This is a genomic window from Sphingobacterium sp. Lzh-3, from assembly GCF_046764375.1.
Classification (GTDB): Bacteria; Bacteroidota; Bacteroidia; order Sphingobacteriales; family Sphingobacteriaceae; genus Sphingobacterium.
Genome location: NZ_CP177226.1, coordinates 4894038 through 4914204, shown reverse-complemented (window position 1 = coordinate 4914204; position 20167 = coordinate 4894038). Strand labels below are relative to the sequence as shown.

The 20167-nt window shown below is 40.8% G+C and carries 19 protein-coding genes and 1 tRNA gene; 13 read left to right on the top strand and 7 right to left on the bottom strand.

Annotation, left to right across the window (positions count from 1 at the left end; translation table 11 throughout):
• Nucleotides 1-131: 131 nt before the first annotated feature.
• Complete coding sequence (locus ACLCDV_RS20685) at nt 132-950, bottom strand: hypothetical protein (RefSeq protein WP_317664336.1); 819 nt, start codon at nt 948-950, stop codon at nt 132-134.
• A 201-nt stretch (nt 951-1151) separates the two neighbouring features.
• Here ACLCDV_RS20685 and ACLCDV_RS20680 point away from each other — a divergent pair, with 201 nt between their 5' ends.
• Together ACLCDV_RS20680 and ACLCDV_RS20675 are read left to right on the top strand one after the other, a co-directional pair.
• On the top strand, nt 1152-1685 hold the full coding sequence (locus ACLCDV_RS20680) for a hypothetical protein (protein WP_153845129.1): 534 nt from the start codon (nt 1152-1154) through the stop codon (nt 1683-1685).
• 4 nt (nt 1686-1689) lie between these two features.
• Nucleotides 1690-2211 carry an STM3941 family protein gene (locus ACLCDV_RS20675; RefSeq protein ID WP_411972139.1) on the top strand — a complete coding sequence of 174 codons (522 nt, stop codon included), beginning with the start codon at nt 1690-1692 and terminating at the stop codon, nt 2209-2211.
• 19 nt (nt 2212-2230) lie between these two features.
• Here ACLCDV_RS20675 and ACLCDV_RS20670 read toward each other — a convergent pair whose 3' ends face one another.
• The 3 genes from ACLCDV_RS20670 to ACLCDV_RS20660 are packed head-to-tail and all read right to left on the bottom strand — an operon-like array spanning nt 2231 to nt 4379.
• Nucleotides 2231-3472 (bottom strand): RNA polymerase sigma factor, encoded by a 1242-nt coding sequence (locus tag ACLCDV_RS20670; RefSeq protein ID WP_336838489.1) that lies wholly within the window; start codon nt 3470-3472, stop codon nt 2231-2233.
• A gap of 51 nt (nt 3473-3523) precedes the next feature.
• Nucleotides 3524-3862, bottom strand: a complete 339-nt coding sequence (locus ACLCDV_RS20665) for a YciI family protein (RefSeq protein ID WP_317664342.1) — start codon at nt 3860-3862, stop codon at nt 3524-3526.
• A gap of 40 nt (nt 3863-3902) precedes the next feature.
• Nucleotides 3903-4379 (bottom strand): carboxymuconolactone decarboxylase family protein, encoded by a 477-nt coding sequence (locus ACLCDV_RS20660; RefSeq protein WP_411972138.1) that lies wholly within the window; start codon nt 4377-4379, stop codon nt 3903-3905.
• Between the two features lie 224 nt (nt 4380-4603).
• Here ACLCDV_RS20660 and ACLCDV_RS20655 point away from each other — a divergent pair, with 224 nt between their 5' ends.
• From ACLCDV_RS20655 to ACLCDV_RS20645, 3 genes are all read left to right on the top strand, one after another.
• A complete protein-coding gene (locus tag ACLCDV_RS20655; protein ID WP_317664344.1) occupies nt 4604-5308 on the top strand; it encodes an MgtC/SapB family protein in 705 nt (234 codons plus the stop codon).
• 73 nt (nt 5309-5381) lie between these two features.
• The gene (gene mgtA / locus ACLCDV_RS20650) at nt 5382-8081 is read left to right on the top strand and encodes a magnesium-translocating P-type ATPase (RefSeq protein ID WP_317664346.1); all 2700 of its coding nucleotides are present in this window, start codon (nt 5382-5384) and stop codon (nt 8079-8081) included.
• 68 nt (nt 8082-8149) lie between these two features.
• Nucleotides 8150-9904: a DUF885 domain-containing protein gene (locus ACLCDV_RS20645; RefSeq protein ID WP_411972137.1), complete on the top strand. Its 1755-nt coding sequence runs from the start codon at nt 8150-8152 to the stop codon at nt 9902-9904.
• A 62-nt stretch (nt 9905-9966) separates the two neighbouring features.
• Here ACLCDV_RS20645 and ACLCDV_RS20640 read toward each other — a convergent pair whose 3' ends face one another.
• A complete protein-coding gene (locus tag ACLCDV_RS20640) occupies nt 9967-10956 on the bottom strand; it encodes a GlxA family transcriptional regulator (RefSeq protein ID WP_088162733.1) in 990 nt (329 codons plus the stop codon).
• A gap of 135 nt (nt 10957-11091) precedes the next feature.
• Between ACLCDV_RS20640 and ACLCDV_RS20635 the strand changes: the two genes are divergently transcribed.
• The 7 genes from ACLCDV_RS20635 to ACLCDV_RS20605 all read left to right on the top strand — a co-directional run bounded on the left by ACLCDV_RS20635 (nt 11092) and on the right by ACLCDV_RS20605 (nt 18771).
• Complete coding sequence (locus ACLCDV_RS20635; protein ID WP_411972136.1) at nt 11092-11514, top strand: SRPBCC family protein; 423 nt, start codon at nt 11092-11094, stop codon at nt 11512-11514.
• Between the two features lie 62 nt (nt 11515-11576).
• Complete coding sequence (locus ACLCDV_RS20630) at nt 11577-11999, top strand: DoxX family protein (RefSeq protein ID WP_333577610.1); 423 nt, start codon at nt 11577-11579, stop codon at nt 11997-11999.
• 94 nt (nt 12000-12093) lie between these two features.
• The gene (locus tag ACLCDV_RS20625) at nt 12094-12543 is read left to right on the top strand and encodes an SRPBCC family protein (RefSeq protein WP_411972135.1); all 450 of its coding nucleotides are present in this window, start codon (nt 12094-12096) and stop codon (nt 12541-12543) included.
• Nucleotides 12544-12552: 9 nt separating this feature from the next.
• Nucleotides 12553-12954, top strand: a complete 402-nt coding sequence (locus ACLCDV_RS20620; RefSeq protein WP_411972134.1) for a VOC family protein — start codon at nt 12553-12555, stop codon at nt 12952-12954.
• A gap of 66 nt (nt 12955-13020) precedes the next feature.
• Nucleotides 13021-13989, top strand: coding sequence for a hypothetical protein (locus tag ACLCDV_RS20615; RefSeq protein ID WP_333577612.1), 969 nt, complete (start codon nt 13021-13023; stop codon nt 13987-13989).
• Between the two features lie 260 nt (nt 13990-14249).
• Nucleotides 14250-15134: an ABC transporter ATP-binding protein gene (locus ACLCDV_RS20610; protein WP_411972133.1), complete on the top strand. Its 885-nt coding sequence runs from the start codon at nt 14250-14252 to the stop codon at nt 15132-15134.
• Nucleotides 15127-18771: a M1 family aminopeptidase gene (locus tag ACLCDV_RS20605; RefSeq protein WP_411972132.1), complete on the top strand. Its 3645-nt coding sequence runs from the start codon at nt 15127-15129 to the stop codon at nt 18769-18771. Before ACLCDV_RS20610 ends, ACLCDV_RS20605 begins: the two co-directional genes overlap by 8 nt.
• A gap of 158 nt (nt 18772-18929) precedes the next feature.
• On the opposite strand, the gene ACLCDV_RS20600 is transcribed toward ACLCDV_RS20605, so the two are convergent.
• Complete coding sequence (locus ACLCDV_RS20600; RefSeq protein WP_411972131.1) at nt 18930-19439, bottom strand: dihydrofolate reductase family protein; 510 nt, start codon at nt 19437-19439, stop codon at nt 18930-18932.
• Between the two features lie 92 nt (nt 19440-19531).
• On the opposite strand from ACLCDV_RS20600, the gene ACLCDV_RS20595 reads away from it, so the two are divergent.
• Entirely contained in the window at nt 19532-19921 is a 390-nt protein-coding gene (locus ACLCDV_RS20595; RefSeq protein WP_317664363.1) for a helix-turn-helix domain-containing protein, read from the top strand.
• 94 nt (nt 19922-20015) lie between these two features.
• Here the strand turns inward: ACLCDV_RS20595 and ACLCDV_RS20590 are convergent.
• Nucleotides 20016-20089 (bottom strand) — tRNA-Ile (locus ACLCDV_RS20590).
• Nucleotides 20090-20167 lie beyond the last annotated feature (78 nt).

Here is a 20167-nt window from a genome sequence, read left to right as displayed (position 1 = left end):
TGGAATATATCCGTATAACGGATTGAATCCAAAATTATTGAAGTGTTTAATGGGTCGGAATTCAAAATTTTCTCAACAGTGTAGAAGCTATTAAGGTATCTATAGTGCCCATGTCCAGCAAAGACCAGTGTCTAATTTTTACCGAATAATCTGCTCCAAAAATTCTTTTTTTTGCTGCTTTGAGAGCTGTCTGTGGTTTCAAAATGTTTAGGGTCTGCATGGATCGTCTCTGTTTTGACATTTGGCAAAATCTCATTTTCTGGAAGTCCATTGCGTTGTTCTATTTCCTGGATCTGTTTTAATGCTGTTGTCTGATATAAAAGCGGTCCGTCTTTGTCGCAGTTAAAGAGGTTGGAGTAACTTTTTGATTCATTCAGATCAAAAGGTTGTGGTTCTACAACTTCTGTTGCTTCCAAGAGACCAAGGTTTCGATCTTTGGCATATTGCAGTGCATTGAGGAAAATAGAAATACGGTTATCAGAAAATAGCGTATCTAATTCAGCCTTGATCGTCGGGTCACTTTGGTAATCTATCAACAATTGCGCGACTTTTTCTGCTGGGATAAACACACCCGAACAATAATTTTCTACAAGCCTATTTTCGATATTATTGGTTAGAAATTCTTGTTGAACAAATTGTTCCCACTGTTTGTAATAGCTGGATAAATGGTCATTTTTGGAGAAGGACAGGGCTCCACCTCGAACATAGAAGTATTTTTCGAAAAAACCTTGGACAACAGCAATGAAAAAACCGTGGGTTTTGTCAAAATAATCATTTTTGTCGGTTTCCCGGCCCGCATTTAAGGTGTCTTGGTACTTGGTTTTATAGAAATCTTCCAATTGGTGAACTGCAGAAACTTCCTCAATCTTTTCGGGATTTTTGAGTAAGTCAAAATACCAAGTTTCTATCTGCTGTTCTGAGATGGGGTGGTAACTAATATCATAGCCCATAATGACTGTTTTTAATCTCTTATGTTGTAATTGCTAATATATTAAAAATTAGCAATTTGTGCAAGATGAATCGCTCTAATATACCGCTTTTTTCGCCTAAAGGGATAGGTTGATGGCACTTTTATACAGGAGGTGTGCGAGGGTGACATGTTTGCCTATTTCATGAATATTAAGTACTTTGGTCACAAACAGAATTTATATATGAAGCACTTACTATTTATTATTTTCATGTCGATGAGCTTATTTTTTACCGCTTGTCAATCCCCAAGTCCAGAGACTTTTTTCGGAAAAGTTGTTTTAAATACAAATCTTATAGCAGATTTTGCCCCTGAACGCTATGGTAAACAGCTCGAGCAGGAGACCGTTGAATTTGCGGATATGCCCTCCAGTAAGAAAGTAGGCGATGAAGCTCAAAAATCTGTCGGAATCAAGATTCAGGTTGTCGAAAAGGCCTTAAAAGATATTAAGGAACTGAATGTTTCCGATGCCGACGCGAAAGCATTGAAAGAGCAGTCGATTGCATTATTTGAAAAAGTATTGCCGGTCTATAAAAATGAATATACTGCTTATGCAAAGTTATGCGACAGCAAAGGTTCGGCAGAAGAAAAGCAGGCATTACTCCAAAAGATCGAAAAAAACGATATGCCTTCCATTAACGAGGTGTTTGACAACGTATATGCTTTAGGAAAAGCGTATGCTGAAAAACATAACCTGAATGTTAACTGGGGGAATTAAGTAGATGAAGGAAACAAGCTTATACAGAAATAAAAAGAAAACAATTCAGCTATTGTCAATTTCGGGAGTCCTATGTTTATTGCTTCTACTCGTTTTATTGTACAGTATCGGTTTATTTGACGGTATATTTAAAGCCAAACCGACAGTTTTTTCTGCAGGAGCATTACTGGTACTCTTAGTTTTATTGTTTTCTAGCCTACTGAGCCTTCGGGATAAAACAGCGCAAATTGTTTTGAACGACCGTTATTTTCTTGGAAAGACAACACCCGTATCGAAAGCTTTTGGCCAAGGCGACTGGCAGGATGTTAAAAGCATCGACTTACAAAAAGTCGGTGGCGATACGATGGTCATTGTAACACTGCATAATCCTATTAAATATAAAAAGCAGCTTTCGTCGCTGTTATGGAAAATGGCTTATCAGGAATCCACTCAAGAACTGTGTATCATGTATTCGTCCTCAACTATTGATTTGGATCCCTCGGAGCTTTACCAACTTTTTGTATCCTATTGGAAAGAGGCAAAGTAATCGATAAGTAGTAAACAAATTAGGCCATTGCAGACTTTATAGCATCAATCTTCTGTTGGATGATCTCTTTTTCCAATGTTGTTTTAGCCAGGATTTTTGCTTTGTTAAAGTTTGCGATGGCTTTGTTTTTGTCCAGTTCCTTATAGAGTTCTCCCAAGAGCACAAGATAAAAGTGATTGTCTTCTAGTTGTAAGGTTTTTACTTCGACTAATGCGGCTTTAACACCTTTTACTTTATATAGTGCAAATATTCTATTCAATGCAGCTGCCGGGGAATAATTGACGACTAATAAACGGTCATACCATTGCAGGATTTCGGCCCATTTTTCTGGACTGTCTTCCTTTATACAATGGCATTGCGCAATCTTTGCCTCCAGATGGTAAGATGTGAGTTCGTCGCCCGATGCAGCGTTTTTCAGAAAATGAAGCCCTTGATGTATAAGTGCTTGATTCCAGCGCTCCTCATCCTGTTGCTCATACAAAATGAAATCACCTTCATTGGTCAGCCTTGCCTCGAAACGGGAGGAATGAAAACAAATCAGCGCAATGAGCGCATTGGTCTTAGGTGTATTTGTTTTTTCATAAGTCGAAAGCATTAGCGCAAGGCGTAACGCTTCAATACAGAGCTCCTTTCTTAAAATTTGATTTTGGGTTTTAGAATAATACCCTTCATTAAATAAGAGGTAAATAATATGGAGTACGTTATCGAGGCGTTTAATAATTTCTGCTTCGGAGGGCAGTTCGAGTTCGATTTTTTCTGAGCGTAGTTTTTCCTTTGCTCTGAATAGGCGCTTATTGATGGTTTCTTTGTTGGAAAGAAATGCTTCGGCAATTTCGTCTATACCAAAACCACAGAGGATTCTAAGGGCAAGACCTATTTGAGCCTCACTGGCAATTGCTGGCGTACAGATTGCAAACAGCATTTTTAATTGGCTGTCTTTGATATTTTCCTGTGAGAAATTAAAGTCGTCGAAACTTTCCGCTTCCGGCTCGCTCTGCCGCACTGCAGGGATGATTTTATCTGTAAATATCTTATTTCTTCGAAACTGGGCCAGTGTCTTTTGTTTTGCAACCGTGTACAGCCAAGCCCTAGGATTTGCAGGAACGCCTTTGGTCTGCCAAGATTCTGTGGCCAATAAGAAAGTTTCGCTGACGATATCTTCGGCGATTTCGATGTATTGAAGACCAAAACTCTTACTGATGACAGCGACTATTTTGGTAAATTCTTGCTGGAAAAGCTGTTTTAGAAAATCCGGATCCATAAGTCTAAAATAGGGGCAGCTGTGCGCGTGTACAGCTGCCCCTGTATATGATTAGTTGAGCAGTGCACGTATCTCTACACTGCCGTTAAATTCGAGAATAGGACAGCCATGGGCTAAGGTTGTAGCTTCGTCGAGATCGTCTGCTGTGACGACAATAAAACCGCCGAGTCTTTCCCTAATTTCTACAAAAGGTCCATCTGTAACAATACCGCCTGGCTTTAATACCTTTCCGGCTGGATCAAGACGGGAACCATGATCCTTCAGCTTACCTTGCGCATCGATGTCACTAATCCAGTCGTGCCATCTTTTGTTCACAGCTTTTGCTTCTTCCTCTGTCAGCTGACTTTGTTCATTGGCCCCCTGACGAAATAATAAGATGAAATCTTTCATTTTTATGGTTTAATTTATCGTATAAATATCGACCTCGTGTTTATGAGGTTGGTTGTACTTTGTGCTGCCCAACTTTGTAGCTTCCTGCTTGTGTGCGGAAGGAAATATTGATCCTGTTATAAGAATTGATGGCTGTAATGGCCAAGGTCAGGTCGATAAGTTCTTCTTCCGAAAATACAGCAGTTGCTTTCGTATAAACCTCGTCCGACACATTGCCATGCGTAATTTTCGTCACGGCTTCGGCCCATTCCAGCGCTGTACGTTCACGTTCGCTATACAGGGGGGCTTCCCGCCAGGCATCCAATAAGAACAATCGTTGTGGTTGATCTCCGGTCGCCAGTAGATCTTTTGAATGCATATCCAGACAATACGCACAGCCATTTATTTGTGATACACGGAAATAAATAAGATGCAAAAGCTCTTGTTCTATCGAACACTTGCTCAGATATGTACCTATTCCATACATTGATTTCATGGCATTTTGCCCTTTTGCGAAAAAATTGATGCGTTGTTCCATTTTTTTATTGTTTTTAGTGTAACTGATTTACACCACAACAATGCTTGAAGTTAAAGAAATTGGACATGTTGATCTGTGTATTTTTAAATTAAGTTGTAAAGTATTGTTTTTCAATTGTTTAATTTAATTATTTCTCTAATGAAATTCTAATAATTTTCTAAAAGATCTCTAACGGATTCTGGGAGCAGGAATGTGGACCTTTGCAGGCAAAGGAGGAAAAAGAGATGAGTGTTTTTGAATTTGCCATACGATTATTTGCAGCCTTGCTTTTGGGGGCTGCTGTGGGAGTAGAGCGCCAATGGCGCCAGAAAAATGCGGGGCTTCGGACAAATACCTTAGTTTCGTTGGGAGCAGCAGCTTTTGTGCTGCTTTCCATAGAAATTGGCGGTGATGCTACCGGACGGATTGCTTCTTATGTGGTCAGCGGAATTGGTTTTCTTGGCGCTGGTGTGATTATGAAGGACGGTTTGAATGTGCATGGTCTAAACACGGCGGCGACGATTTGGTGTTCGGCTGCAGTAGGCGCGCTCTCCGGTCTAGGTTTGCATGCCCAAGCATTTGTCGTTGCGTTGGCTATTATTTTTACACACCTGATCTTTCGTCCAATCGGACAAAAAATGGCCTTCTTGACTTTTAATAAATCGGCAGCATCACAGACCGAATATCTACTGACCATAGGCTGTGGGATAGACATCGAAAATCATATTCGTGTTTTATTGATGCAGATGCTGAGCAGTAACGAAAAACTGTTGTTGTCTTCACTTTCGAGTGACGATAACCTCGCTACCAATGGCGTTGTCATTAGGGCCATCGTTAGAGCTATCGGTCAGCAAGACAGTCTTATCGAACGGATGGCTAGCCGATTGACCATCGAAGAAAGAGTAACAAAAATAAGCTGGGAAATTATAGGTACAGAGTCAGATCTGTAATAAGAATCGGATCTGTAATAAGAACGGGATTTGCGGAAATTAACAGGAAAGGGGCTATAGGGCTATGATTAAAATGAACAATAAAACAGCAAAGAATCCATTGCACAACATGATCAGTTCCAATGGAATGAATGTGGGGACCGTGACCAAGTTGCAGGGGGTGGCCAGTCAGGATGAAAAACTTGCCTGCGCGATGTTAGAAACGAGCAGAGAGGGGATTACAGACGAAATGGCTAAGGAACGTCAACAGAAATTTGGATTAAATGAAGTGAAACATCAAAAGGCCCCAAAGTGGTATGTGCAGCTATTGAAATCTTTTGCTAACCCCTTTATATATATCCTGTTATTGATTGCAACTGTTTCCTTTATCATTGATGTAGGGCTTCCAGAGGTTGGCGAACGAGATTATAAAACAGTTGTTGTGGTGTCCATTATGATTTTGGTCAGTGCGCTGCTTCGTTTTGTACAGGAGTATCGAAGTAATGCCGCTGCAGAAAAATTGAAAAGTATGGTCAAAACTACGGCGACGGTATTGCGGAAATTTAAAGGGAAAAGAGAGATTCCTATTGTTGAACTGGTGCCGGGAGATATTGTATACCTTTCTGCCGGGGATATGATACCTGCAGATTGCCGTATCGTTCAAAGTAAAGACCTTTTTGTGAGTGAAAGCATGTTGACAGGTGAGGCGCTTCCTGTAGAGAAGAATTATTTGCCCATCCGGAATGCGGCGGACAAATCACCTATTGAACTTTGTAATATTTGTTTTATGGGGACCAATGTTGTTAGTGGATCGGCGATAGCCGTGATTGTAACGACAGGAAGTTACACCTATTTCGGGAGTATCAGCAAATCGATTACCGGCGAACGTCCCGAAACAAGTTTTGATAAGGGTATAAATAAGGTGAGTTTCTTATTGATCCGTTTTATGCTGGTCATGGTTCCGCTGATTTTCTTGATTAACGGGTTGATGAAAGGGAACTGGACGGAAGCGCTACTTTTTGCCATTGCTGTCGCTGTAGGTTTAACCCCCGAAATGCTACCCATGATTGTCACCGCTAACTTGGCAAAGGGTGCAGTCAATATGAGTAAGCGTAAAGTCATCGTCAAGCGGTTAAATTCTATCCAGAATATAGGTGCTATGGATATGCTGTGCACCGACAAAACAGGCACGTTGACATTGGACAAGATCGTCATGGAAAAACATCTTAATGTGTATGGGGTCGAAGATGACGAGGTGCTCAAGTGGGCCTATCTCAATAGTTTTCATCAGACTGGTCTCAAGAATTTGATGGATAAGGCTGTGTTGGAACATGCCGAATTGCACGATTACTTGAAAGTGGAGGATCAATATCTGAAAATTGACGAGATTCCATTTGATTTTCAGCGGCGAAGGATGTCTGTGGTCCTCAAACAGCATAATGGCAAACATCTGTTGATCTGTAAAGGGGCTGTAGAGGAAATGCTTGAGCTTTGTACACATGCTTTTGATCCGGGAGATGACCGCAGTCTGCATGTCGAAAATGACCGTACTGTACCGATGGACGATACGATGCGTAAAATTGTGTTGAAAACATCCAGAAAGATGAATGAGGAGGGACTACGTGTTTTATTGGTTGCGATCCGCGAATTTGACGGTGCTCACCCCTTGACCTATGCTGTTGCAGATGAAGAGAAGTTAACTTTAACCGGTTTCATCGGCTTTTTGGATCCGGCCAAACCCTCTTCACAGCCGGCTATTGAAGCTTTACAAAAATTGGGAATCGGGATCAAAGTGTTGACTGGAGATAATGAAATTATCACACGCAAAATTTGTATGGATGTCGGCATTCCGGTGAATCGGATTGTCAATGGAAATGAATTAGATAGCATTCCCGACACCGAGCTAAATCAATGTGTTGATGAGGTATCGGTATTTGCTAAATTGAGTCCTCTCCAAAAAGTTCGTGTCGTTAAAGCATTGCGGGAAAAAGGACATACGGTTGGCTTTATGGGCGATGGTATCAATGATGCAGCGGCACTTAAGGAGGCTGATGTGGGTATCAGTGTGGATACGGCTGTTGACATTACCAAAGAAAGTGCAGATATCATTCTGCTGGAAAAGGACCTTATGGTGCTACGCAAAGGGGTTATTTATGGACGTCGAACTTTTGGCAATATCATTAAATATATCAAGATGACGGCAAGCAGCAATTTCGGCAATATGTTCAGTATGCTTGGGGCCAGTGCTTTTCTTCCCTTTCTACCGATGCTGCCGGTGCATCTGCTAATTCAAAATCTACTCTACGATATATCGCAGGTATCTATTCCTTGGGACAGCATGGATGAGGAATTTATCGTCGAGCCAAAGAAATGGGATGCTGGCAGTGTCTCTAAGTTTATGTTATTTATTGGCCCTATAAGTTCACTGTTTGATTTCGCCACTTTTGCGGTATTGTTTTTCGTGTTCAAGGCCAATACGGTATCGGATCAAACACTTTTTCAGACTGGTTGGTTTGTAGAGGGATTGCTTTCACAAACATTAATTATCCATATGATAAGAACTAAGAAAATACCCTTTATTCAAAGCTGGGCTGCTGCACCGGTTGTTGCCTTGACGAGTTTAATTATGATTATTGGTGTCGTTTTGCCGTTTACGCCATTTGCCGCTGCCTTAAAAATGGAGGCACTGCCTCTGACTTATTTTCCGTGGCTAATCGGCATTTTGGTCTGCTATTGTTTACTTACACAGTGGGTCAAAAATTGGTTTATCCAGAAATTTCATACCTGGTTATAGTTTTAAATTATTGGAGTAAAATGCTGAAATTCATCAACAATAATGTTAATTTTAGACAAATTACTCCAATGAAACTTATAACATATACCCTTGCTATCGCTGGATTGGGCCTAATGGCTTCCTGTGGATCGGGAACTCATAACAGACAATCTACTGCTGATACTGCTGTGAATGAAAAATTTAAATCGTATGAAGACCGTTTTATTCAGCAGCTTTGGAAAGAAAATCCGGAATGGGCTACCCAAGTAGGGTTCCATCAGTATGATTCCTTGTTGACAATTCCGGATGCCAATACGCGAAAACTACGTCTGGAGTTTTCGAAAAGACATTTGGACAGCCTCAAAAGTTTTGATCTGAGGACCTTGAATCTTTCTCAGCAAACAGATTATCATCTGATTCAAAACTATCTTGAATCCAATGTTTGGTCCATTGAGCAAGAGCGCGCGTATGAGTGGAATCCTTCTTCGTACAATGTTGGCGGGACGATCGCTTTTATGCTTGCCGAAAATTATGCGCCATTATCGACCCGACTTAAAGCTATTTATCAACGTTTGACGAAGATTCCGGCCTATTATGAGGCCGCGAAAGTACAGCTTAAAAATCCGGCCTTGGTATTGACCGATTTGGCAATTCAACAGAATTTGGGCGGTTTATCTGTTTTTGAAAGCGATTTACGGGATTCACTGAAAAAATCCGATCTGCCGGCTTCAGAAAAGGATGCCATCCAGAAGGCTTCGCAACAAGCTATTGCGGCGATCAACGGATATGTTCAATTTTTAAAAGTGACACCGAATCCTTCTCCGCGAAGTTTTAGATTAGGAAAAGAACTTTACGACAAGAAATTTGATTTCGATATCCAATCGGGTTCAACGGCCGAACAGATTTATCAGGCTGCTCTAGCGAGAAAAAGCTATTTACACGGAGAGATGTATAAAATCAGCAAAGAACTGTGGCCTAAATATTTTGGGAAATTGTCCTTGCCGTCAGATAGTTTGCTTGTCATTCGAAAGATGATCGACACCCTGTCGGTCAAACATGTTAAAGCAGAAGAGTTTCAATCCGCTATCGAAGCACAGATACCTAAGCTGGTTGCGTTTGTCAAACAAAAGGATTTATTGTACATCGATGATAGCAAGCCGCTCGTGGTGCGTAAAGAGCCTGCTTATATGGCTGGGGTTGCGGGAGCTTCAATCAGTGCACCTGGTCCATACGATAAAGGTGGGAATACCTATTACAATGTGGGTAGTCTAACAGGCTGGACCAAAGAGGCAACGGAGAGTTACCTCCGGGAGTATAACCATTATATCTTGCAAATACTCAATATCCACGAAGCTATTCCGGGCCATTATACCCAATTGGTGTATGCAAACCAATCGCCGAGTCTCATCAAGAGTATTTTAGGTAATGGTGCAATGATTGAGGGCTGGGCTGTCTATACCGAACAAATGATGCTCGAAAACGGTTACGGTGACAATGCTCCTGAAATGTGGTTGATGTGGTACAAATGGCATCTGCGTACCGTGTGCAATGCTATACTCGATTATAGCGTTCATGTGAAAAATATGAGTGAAAAAGACGCCATGCATTTGTTGGTTGATGAAGCGTTTCAACAACAGGCCGAAGCAGCCGGTAAATGGAAACGTGTGTCTGTGAGCAGTGTGCAGCTGACGTCTTACTTTACGGGATATAAAGAAATTTATGACCTTAGGGAAGCTGTAAAGCAAAAAGAAGGGAAACAGTTTAATTTGAAGGCGTTCAATGAAAAATTCCTGAGTTTTGGTAATTCACCCGTGAAATATATTCGGGAAATGATGTTAAAATAAATAGAAGGAATTCGAGTAATGATAAAGCCACTCCTCAGAGTGGCTTTATTGTTTATCACAGCTTATTGCTCAATGGCGACATCAGCAGTTACCTTGGCAAATTTGTTTCGATAATCTATTGGTGTAAGGCCTGTAATTTTTCGAAAAATATCCCGAAAGGCTTTTGTGTCGGTATAACCTACATCAAACATCACCTCGGAAACGTTTTTTCGCGAAGCTTCGAAGAATTTTTTTGCAGCTTCGATGCGCACGCGTTGCAGGTATTCGACAGGCGTGTTGTTGGTTGCTTCTTTGAATCTCCGTTCAAATGTGCGCCGCCCAATATTGACATGATTGGCCAGTTCTTCGACTGTAATTTTCTCCTCGTACTTCTTCTCGATATAGTCTTGAGCTTGTTGGATATCCAGATCAGCATGATTACGTTGGCCTCTGAATATGGCGAATTGCGATTGATTATCCCGGCTGATATCCAGCGCAAAATATTTGGCTATGAGTACGGCTGTTTCCCTGTCGGAATACTTTTCCACTAAATAGAGGATCAGATTCCATAAGCTGCTCGCGCCACCACTGCTGTAGATATTTTCATGTTCAGTGATCACAGCGCCATCCTCAATTTCAATGTGGGGGTATTTTTCCTTGAACTCTTCGATATGTGCCCAGTGTGTCGAACATTTTTTTCCATCTAAAAGACCTGTCTCAGCGAGCAGGAAAGCACCCACGCACAGACTGGCAAGACTAGCCCCTTTGTGGTACAGTTTTGTGAAATAAGGGATCGCTTCGGCATTATCGCGTATTCCTTTTTCTATGTTGCCAAAAATAGGCGGTATAATAAGCAGATCTGTTTTCTGAACGTCCTGTAGTAGCCGGTTTGTCTTGATGGTATACTCCCCACTATTGGCCGGAACGTAAGTCGTTAAACCTACATATTCGACTTCAAAAATAGGCTGTTTTCCAAAGGCCGTTAGAAATTCATTGGCCGTATGAAAGGTTCTGAACGCAGGGGTAATACCTTCGATAGTGCCGTATTCGGGAACAAAAACAGAGATTTGCATATCATTTTTGGTTTATGATATAAAGGTACAAATAGTTTTTGTCGTAATCTACCCCTAAAGTTGTCGTCTTTGCAACAGCCGCAATGTTGTGATCCTTTGCATCTTTGTTATATCAATATAAACAATAGAAAAACAATGGAAAGACAGACAAAAATTACAGTTGAAGCAACGATTAATGCTCCTGTAGAAAAAGTATGGAAATTATGGAACAGTCCGACGGATATTATGCAATGGAACTCGGCAGACCCGAGCTGGCACTGCCCAAGCAGTGAAAATGATCTTCGCGTGGATGGTACTTTTAAAAATAGAATGGAGGCAAAAGATGGAAGCTTCGGATTTGACTTCGAAGGAACCTACCATACGGTAAATTTATACCGGGAAATTGCATATACCATGGCTGATGGAAGAGCTGTAAATACGCTTTTTTCCGAAGCGGAAGGGAAAACCAGTGTGATAACAGTTTTTGATGCGGAACAGGAAAATGATCCTGAATTACAAAAATCGGGCTGGCAGGCTATTTTAAATAACTTCGTAAACTATGTAGAATCTGCGAATTAGTAATTCCAGGATTCAAGGCTGATTATCACTGAAATTATACATTTACACAAACGACTTATACAATGAAAAAGAACAAGATTGCTTTTTGGATAGCAACGGTATTTATAGTTCTCTGGGAAGGACTGATGCCACTTGGAACACTGTTATTTGCGCCGCAATATATCAATGCGGGCACAAAACCATTGGGATATCCCGACTATTTTGCCTATGCTTTAATTATCTGTAAGCTGTTGGGTGTTATTGCAATTGCAGTACCGCAGGTTCCAACCAAATTAAAAGAATGGGCCTATGCTGGATTGACATTCAATTTAATATTTGCTTTTATTAGTCACGCATGTGTTGACAAAAATGCAGCATTTATGCTGATGCCCATTTTAGTATTGGGGGTACTTGCTGTTTCTTATTTCTATCAGGCTAAGATTGCTCGTTTAAGCAACAAGGAGACAGCTAGTACAGGAGCATATCATCAGACTTCAGTAGTGTAGCAAGTTTACCGGATTTTATTGGACTGAAAGAATGTACTAATAGCGAGTAAAATAAAAAATAAGCAATGGTTATTCACTTATAAACAATATAGATATGAAAACGAATCAGGTTTTATTACATCGAATTATTCAGGCAAGTCCTGAAAAGGTTTTCCGTGCTTTCGCAGATCCGATAGCACATGCCAGCTGGCTACCTCCTTATGGTTTTGTCTGTACAGTACAGCAAATGGATTTTAAAGTAGGCGGAAGTTTCAAAATGACCTTCATTAATTTTAGTACCGGTCATAGCCATTCTTTTGGTGGTGAGTACCTTGAAATTGAGCAAGATACCTTTATCAAGTACGTGGATCGATTTGATGATCCCAATTTACCGGGCGAAATGACTACGACTGTTTCCTTGCGTAAAGTGATCTGTGGTACAGAACTTAAGATTGAACAGACTGGAATTCCTGAGGTTATTCCTGCCGAGATGTGCTATCTTGGATGGCAAGAGTCGTTGGAAAAAATGAGAAAACTTGTAGAGCCTGAAATACCGGATGCATAGCCAAATGATATGATGTTAGTTCAGCCAATGGAACGCTTGCAAAGCGGAATTTTCATTACTTTCTCAGGAAATTGTAGAGCGGCACTTACGTTTTATCAGACCTGTTTTGGGGGAACGTTACATTTTGATATGTTCGAAGAACCCTTGCAGGGCTGTGCTGAAATACCTGTAGTGAGTGCCACTCTTATTTCCGGACGTATCGCAATTTACGGCTCTGATTTGGTGCACAACGAGGGACGGAGAGTAGGAAACTACGTCGCTGTGTTTTTGCCCTGTCGGGATATTTCCGAGCGTGGGGAATTGATTGAAAGACTTACATCCCAACAAAAAAGAAGAATAGATGTTGATAAGCAGCAGAAATTTATTGAAGTAACTGATTTGTTCAATGTACGCTGGGTGCTGGGAATTTAGATTCCGCTTTCCTATACATTTGTTTTTTTTGTTAAAAAAAAGCAAATTGGACTTAAAATCAGTGCTATGATCTTTGTAGAAAATGAGTTTGCCCCTTTAAAGAAAGTTATTCTTACGGTGTCTGAATTTGGCTTTCCGGAAATGATGAAAGTTGAAGATCTTCGGTTTTTATCTTCCACTGCGCTGGAGGGGGAATATGCCAATGCAGGAAAAGATTTTGGAGAAGTGTATCCCGAATTGCAAAAGGCATGGGAACAAGAGCGGCATAATTTTGCTTTGCTGTTGGAGAAATATGGCGTTGAAGTGTTGCGGCCACGTAACTTAACAGCACTTGAAAAAGTGTCCGGAGGAGAACACGGTTATTCTAATTTCTTTGTCCGTGACCCATTTTTTACCATTGGAAATGCCGTTATTGAGGGGTCAATCCGTTTTATGCAGCGCCGCAATGAAATATGGCCCATCCGGGATGTGTTGGAACGTGAAGTTTATCAAAGTGACTGCCTTTATGTGGCCGCGCCAAGACCCGCCATGGCGGAGCAGGAGGAGTTGGGATTATGGCATGGCCCTTTTATAGAAGGAGGCGACATCCTGGTATACGGTAAACATATTTTTGTCGGCAACTCTGGGCTTTCCTCAAACAGCCTTGGGATTAAGTGGCTCGCTAAACTATTACAACCTTATGGTTATCAGGTTGAAGAAGTGAAGCTTCATCCCAATATACTTCATTTGGACTGTGCACTAGGACTGATCCGCGAAGGATTGATGATCGTTTGTGAGGAAGCGCTACCCTATGGGATACCCCAAAAACTGAAAACATGGGACAAAATTGTGGTCAATTTGAAGGAGGCGAGCTTGCTAGCAACGAATGGTCTGCCTATTAATCCGACAGTCTATGTGACTGATCCTGTTTTTGGCTATATTGGAGATAAGCTCTCCGCTTGTGGTGTTCATGTTGAATACGTTGATTTCCAGATCAGCCGTAGCTTTGGCGGATCCTTTCGATGTAGTACACAGCCATTATTGCGAAGTTTTTAGTAGATCTTTTAATGCTATCTGACTCACTTAGCGGGCTATTTGTCCAAAGCAAAAACAGTTTTTTTGTCTGCAGATAATGCTATCTGACCCGCTTGGAGACTCATCTTTTAGAGGATTTGTCCAAAAGCAAAAACTTTTTTTGGGCAGCAGATTCGTCCATTGGAAGCCTTTCATTTTCGTTTGTTTTTAACTTTTACTATATTCATGTAACATATCCTTGTTTTGGTATACTAACATATTATTAACAGTTAAAATAAATTATGAATTTATCCATAGAGACCCTTAGTAAGACCTATTCTAATGGAATAAAAGCTTTAGACGCCGTAAACTTAGAAATTAAGCCTGGGATGTTTGGTTTACTGGGACCAAATGGTGCTGGCAAGTCTTCTTTAATGCGGACAATTGCGACACTTCAGAAACCCGACAGTGGCCGTATTACTTTTGGTGATATTGATGTACTCAAAAATCAGCTCGATTTGCGGAAAGTTTTGGGTTATTTGCCACAGGAATTTGGTGTTTATCCCAATCTCTCTGCATCAGATCTGCTGCAATATTTTGCAAAGCTTAAAGGAATTAAATCGAAAGCCGATCGGGATGCCATTATCAATCGTGTTCTTGAGGTAACCAATCTTTGGGACGTGCGCAATAAAAGCGTAAGTGGTTACTCGGGCGGGATGAAGCAACGTTTTGGTATTGCGCAATTGTTGCTGAATGATCCCAAGTTAATCATTGTAGATGAACCGACTGCAGGGCTTGACCCCGCGGAAAGACATCGTTTTTTGAACGTTCTACGGGAGATAGGTACAGATCATACGGTCATTTTTTCTACGCATATTGTGGATGATGTGCGTGAACTGTGTCATGAGTTGGCCATTCTGAATGGAGGAAAGATTCTTTTGAGAGGCACTCCTAAAGAATCCATCGATCAATTGGATGGTAAGATCTGGGTACGTATCATCAGTCGGGATCAACTGGATGAGTATACACAAAAATATAACGTTATTTCAACCAATTACAATCAGGACAATACACTCAATATCCGGGTGTACAGCGATGCGCGTCCTGATGAATCATTTGTGAACGCTCAAGGCCAATTGGAGGATGTCTATTTTGTAGCGCTAAAAAATGATCAACGCCATGTTTAAAGCCATCTTCCATTTTGAGTTTGCGCGTTGGTTTAAGAGTTCTGCCGTCTACATCTATATGGCACTCTTCTTTGCGCTTTCGCTGTTTATTATGTTGTCTTCGCTCGGCATCTTTGACGGTATAACAGCAACGACCTCATCCAACACCATTATGAACTCTCCATGGGCGATTAATGGTATGGTCAATGGGATGTCGACTATTATTTATTTCTTGATACCGTCCATTGTTGGAGCCTGCGTCTACCGGGATTTTCAATACCAGGTGCATACGATACTTTTCAGCTACCCTTTCTCAAAAACGGACTATCTACTCGGTAAATTCTTTGGATCAGTAGCTGTTGTATTGGTTATTGTATTTGCTTCAACCTTGGGTATTATCGTCGCACAATTTGTGCCGGGTATCAATCAATCCTTATTGGGGCCAATTCATGTTTGGGCATATTTACAGACCTATCTTGTACAGGTTATCCCGAATCTCATTATTTTTAGTGCAATTATCTTTGTGCTGGTAACATTGACACGAAACGTCTACGTTGGTTTTGTCGCGGTGTTGATCCTTATTATTCTTCAGGTGCTGGTTCAGAATCTGGCGAACAATATGGACAATCGTTTTGTAGGGGCATTGATAGATCCTTTTGGGGATAGTGCCATCTCATACTATACCCAATATTGGTCTCCAGATGAGAAGAATGTCAATAATCTTCCCTTTACCGGAGCTGTTATTTATAACCGGTTAATATGGCTCGCTGTCGCAGCCTTATTCATTGGCGGGTTTTATATGTTGTTTTCTTTTTCACAACATTCGATTTCCTTTAAATCATCGAAAAAAGGAGCCCGTTTAACCAAAAATAACTTTGATAGTATCTTCAAAATCAATCTACCTAAAGTAAACTATGATTTTTCGACCTTTCATTATTTGAAAACAACATGGACAATGGCGCGATACGACTATCGCTATATCGTCAAAAATCCGGTGTTTTTAATATTGACTTTGGTAGGAGTATTATTCATTATCTTGATGGCAAGCACCATTGGCTCGATATTCGGAACGTCGACTTATCCGGTGACCTGGAAAATGCTGATGATCCCGGGGACTACATTTAAGTTTTTCCTGCTGATCCTGACGTTTCTTTTTACGGGACTTCTTGTCCATCGCGGAAGCATTACGCGGATGGGAGGATTGTTGGATACAACAGCGACGCCCAACTGGGCTTTTATGGGATCGAAGATTATCGCAATTCTTTTGATGCAATTGACTTTGCTGGCCGTTGTGATTGCGACCTGCATGGGGTTCCAGGTGTACCATCACTATTATAATTTTGAAATTGGACAATATGTGATGCATCTGATGGTGTATGGTATGCTGTCAAATTTGGTATGGCTGTTTATTTCACTTTTTGTACATACGCTTTTCAAAAATTACCTCGCTGGATTTTTTGTTTTATTGACCCTCTTTATTGGATTACCTTTTTTATCCATGGTCGGTGTAGAACAGGAAATTTATCAGTTTAACCAGGGACCGGATCTGGATTACTCGGATATGGATGGATTCGGCTATGTTCTTCCATTTTTAACGTATCGGGTTTATTGGCTGCTTTTTGCGGTGTTTTTTGCCGTTATTGCCTTGCTGTTATGGCGAAGAGGCGGTTTTTCGGGAGTTCGGGAGCGTTGGGGTATTTTTAAAGCGAATTTAGGGCCGGTAACAACGGCAATGCTCATTTTTGCCTTTGTGGGCTTTATTGGCATCGGTGCTGCAATATATTACGAAAACCACATCAAAAATCCATATTATACCAGTTTAGATCATGAAAAACAGGCTGTAGAATGGGAAAAAAAATATAAGAAATACCAGTACAGGCCGCAGCCCCGTGTCGTGGATATTAAGTTTAATCTGGATATTTTTCCCGATACGCGAAGTTTTAAAGCGCATGCGGACTATGTATTAAAAAATAAGACCAATACGCCTATTGATTCTATTTTTGTCAATTACAATAATTACGATTATACATTTTCTTTAAGTGTACCAAATAAATTGATCTCTGCCGACGATAAATATAATTTCAACATTTATAAACTCGAGAAGCCGATGGCTCCAGGCGATTCTATTGTGTTGAAATTTAGTACTGTTAGTCCCCCCAATACCTGGATAAATGAAAAATCGCCTGTAAAGGGCAATGGTACGTTTATCAACAATATGCTTTTCCCGAATATAGGCTATCTTGACCGTGGCGAGTTGGTCGATAATGATGTCCGCAAAAAGTATGGACTTCCGTATCGCGATAGAATGGCTCCGCAGACTGACAAAAGGGCTCTGCAGAATAACTATATATCCAACGATGCCGATTGGATCCGTTTTGAAGCTACAGTTAGTACGGCCAAGAATCAGTTGGCTATTGCTCCGGGCTATCTCACAAAACAATGGGAGAAAGATGGTCGTAAGTACTATCAATATAAAATGGATTCGGAAATTCTGAACTTTTTTGCATTTAATTCGGCCGAATATGAAGTCAAAAAAGATAAGTGGAACGGGGTTAATTTGGAGATTTATTACCATAAGGGGCATACCTATAACCTCGATCGCATGATGGCTTCCAGTAAGGCTTCTTTGGCTTACTATACGAAGGAATACAGTGCTTACCCGCATCGACAATTGCGTATTATTGAATTTCCGCGCACAGCGGGAACTTTCGCGCAGTCCTTTGCAAATACAATTCCTTTTTCCGAAGCGATCGGTTTTATTGCTGATGTCAATGAGAAGAAGGAAGATGCGGTCGATTATCCCTATGCGGTAACAGCCCATGAGATTGCACATCAGTGGTGGGCACATCAAGTGGTAGGAGCCAATGTGCAGGGGGCTACATTGATGTCCGAAAGTATGTCTGAATATTCATCGCTCAAGGTTTTGGAAAAAAGATATGGCAAAGGGCAGATGCGTAAGTTTCTCAAAGATGCGCTCGATGGCTATTTACAGGGACGAAGTGCCGAAAAGCTAGGTGAAAAGCCGTTGATGTATAATGAAAATCAAATGTACATCCATTACCAAAAGGGATCCCTGGTACTTTATGCCTTGAGCGATTATCTGGGGGAGGATCTTTTTAACAGGACAGCCCAGTCTTATTTACAACGTACAGCGTTTCAAAACCCACCGTATACAACTTCATCAGAGTTTGTGGATAGTTTTAGGCAGGCGACTCCGGACTCATTACGTTACCTGATTAAAGATATGTTTGAAACGATCACCCTGTATAACAATAAAATAGAAAAAGTAAGTTCTAAGAAACTTAAGAATGGTAAATACCAGGTTGATATCCAATTTGAAGTTTCCAAGTACCGCGTAGATGGCAATGGGAAAAAGAGTTACAATGACGAAGGTGGACAGCCGCTGTCCTTTAAGAAATCAGATCGTGTGACCCTGAAATCATTGCCATTGGCAGACTATATCGAGGTAGGTGTTTTCTCGGATAAGAAAAGCAAAGACGGTAATAAACGTCAGGAGCTTTATCTAAAAAAGCATAAAATCGATCGAATCAACAATACGATGACGTTAGTTGTTGATCAAAAACCCGAACAGGTAGGTATAGATCCTTACAATAAATTGATCGATATTGAATCGGATGATAATCGAAAGGAAATATAAGGAGAGCCCGTCATAAAAAAATCCCCATCATGCGATGGGGATTTTTTTATTGATTCCGCTCTTGTGCTCCCATTTGAGCTCCTAATATAGTACGTGCGCTGGCAGGAATGCAACAGCCATGTGGGCAATCAAGAATGGTACGCAAAGATGTTGAGTCCTCACATCTTTGTTAAATGAAGCTGAAGAATGTTTTCAGTTACCTGTTTATGGCCCACCAGTTTAAAATTAGAGATCAATTTATGGTCTGTTGCTAAAATCCCACCATTGCCAATAATTACGGGATGTATGTTAAAGTAAATATCCGTCACCCATTTGCCTTCAAGGAAAAGATTATAAGTTGCGGTGCCACCGCCAATAATAATTTCCTCAAATCCTTTTTCTGAGAGATGCTTCATAGCCTCATTCGGGTGGGCCACAACCTTGAACTCTTTTGATATACTCCCTCCTTCAGAGAGAATGACCAGCTCAAGACCCTGGAAAGCGGCTTTGATATTTACAAATGCGCCTTCTAACATCTCAAAGGTTTTTCTTCCCATAACATAGTTGCCGGTTTTGGTAGCTATGCTCATAAATTCAATTATGGCTTCCTGTGGTGCCTGGTAGCTGCTGTTTTCAGCTAATAGTACTTTTCCGTTTGCGGAGATGTTTGCTATCAATGTAACTTTCATATCTTGGTTTTAAAATTTGATCACAAAACTATTTTATCTTTATAGTATAGACACCATGCCTTACCTTGAGGTAAGTGATAAACACGATACAAATGACATTAATTACACGATGCGAAAAAGATACCGGTAAAGAAAGATCGCTGGAGCTAAGAGATGCTATTGAACTATTAGGAGGAAAATGGAAAATATGTATCCTGCAGCAACTTTCGTATTTAGGTACTATGCGGTTTAAAGACCTCCTGGAAACCATTATTGGCATTTCGCCAAAAGTGCTGACAGCAGAGTTGCAGCAGTTGGAACAAAATTATTTGGTGGTAAGAACGATAAACAATACTAAACCCATTACGGTTTCTTATTCACTTACAGCACATGCTTACGAAGCAAGAGCAGTTTACAATGCCTTGTTGGAATTTGGTGCTAAACACAGAAAGAAAATAAAAGAAGTAGCTAAAGCATCCCATACACATGCTCAGTGTACTTGATAGCTTTTTGGCAGATGTTCTGGGGCAATGAATTTTTTTTGTTATCCGTCGGGATTAAACAATAAATCCCCATATTGCTATGAGGATTTATTTGTGCTCCCACCTGGGCTCGAACCAGGGACCAAAAGATTATGAGTCTTCTACTCTAACCGACTGAGCTATAGGAGCAGGTCTTTTGTTTTGTCAATTTAAACAGCTGTTGTGCCGTTTTGACGATGCAATTATCGATATTTGTATCGATATTTC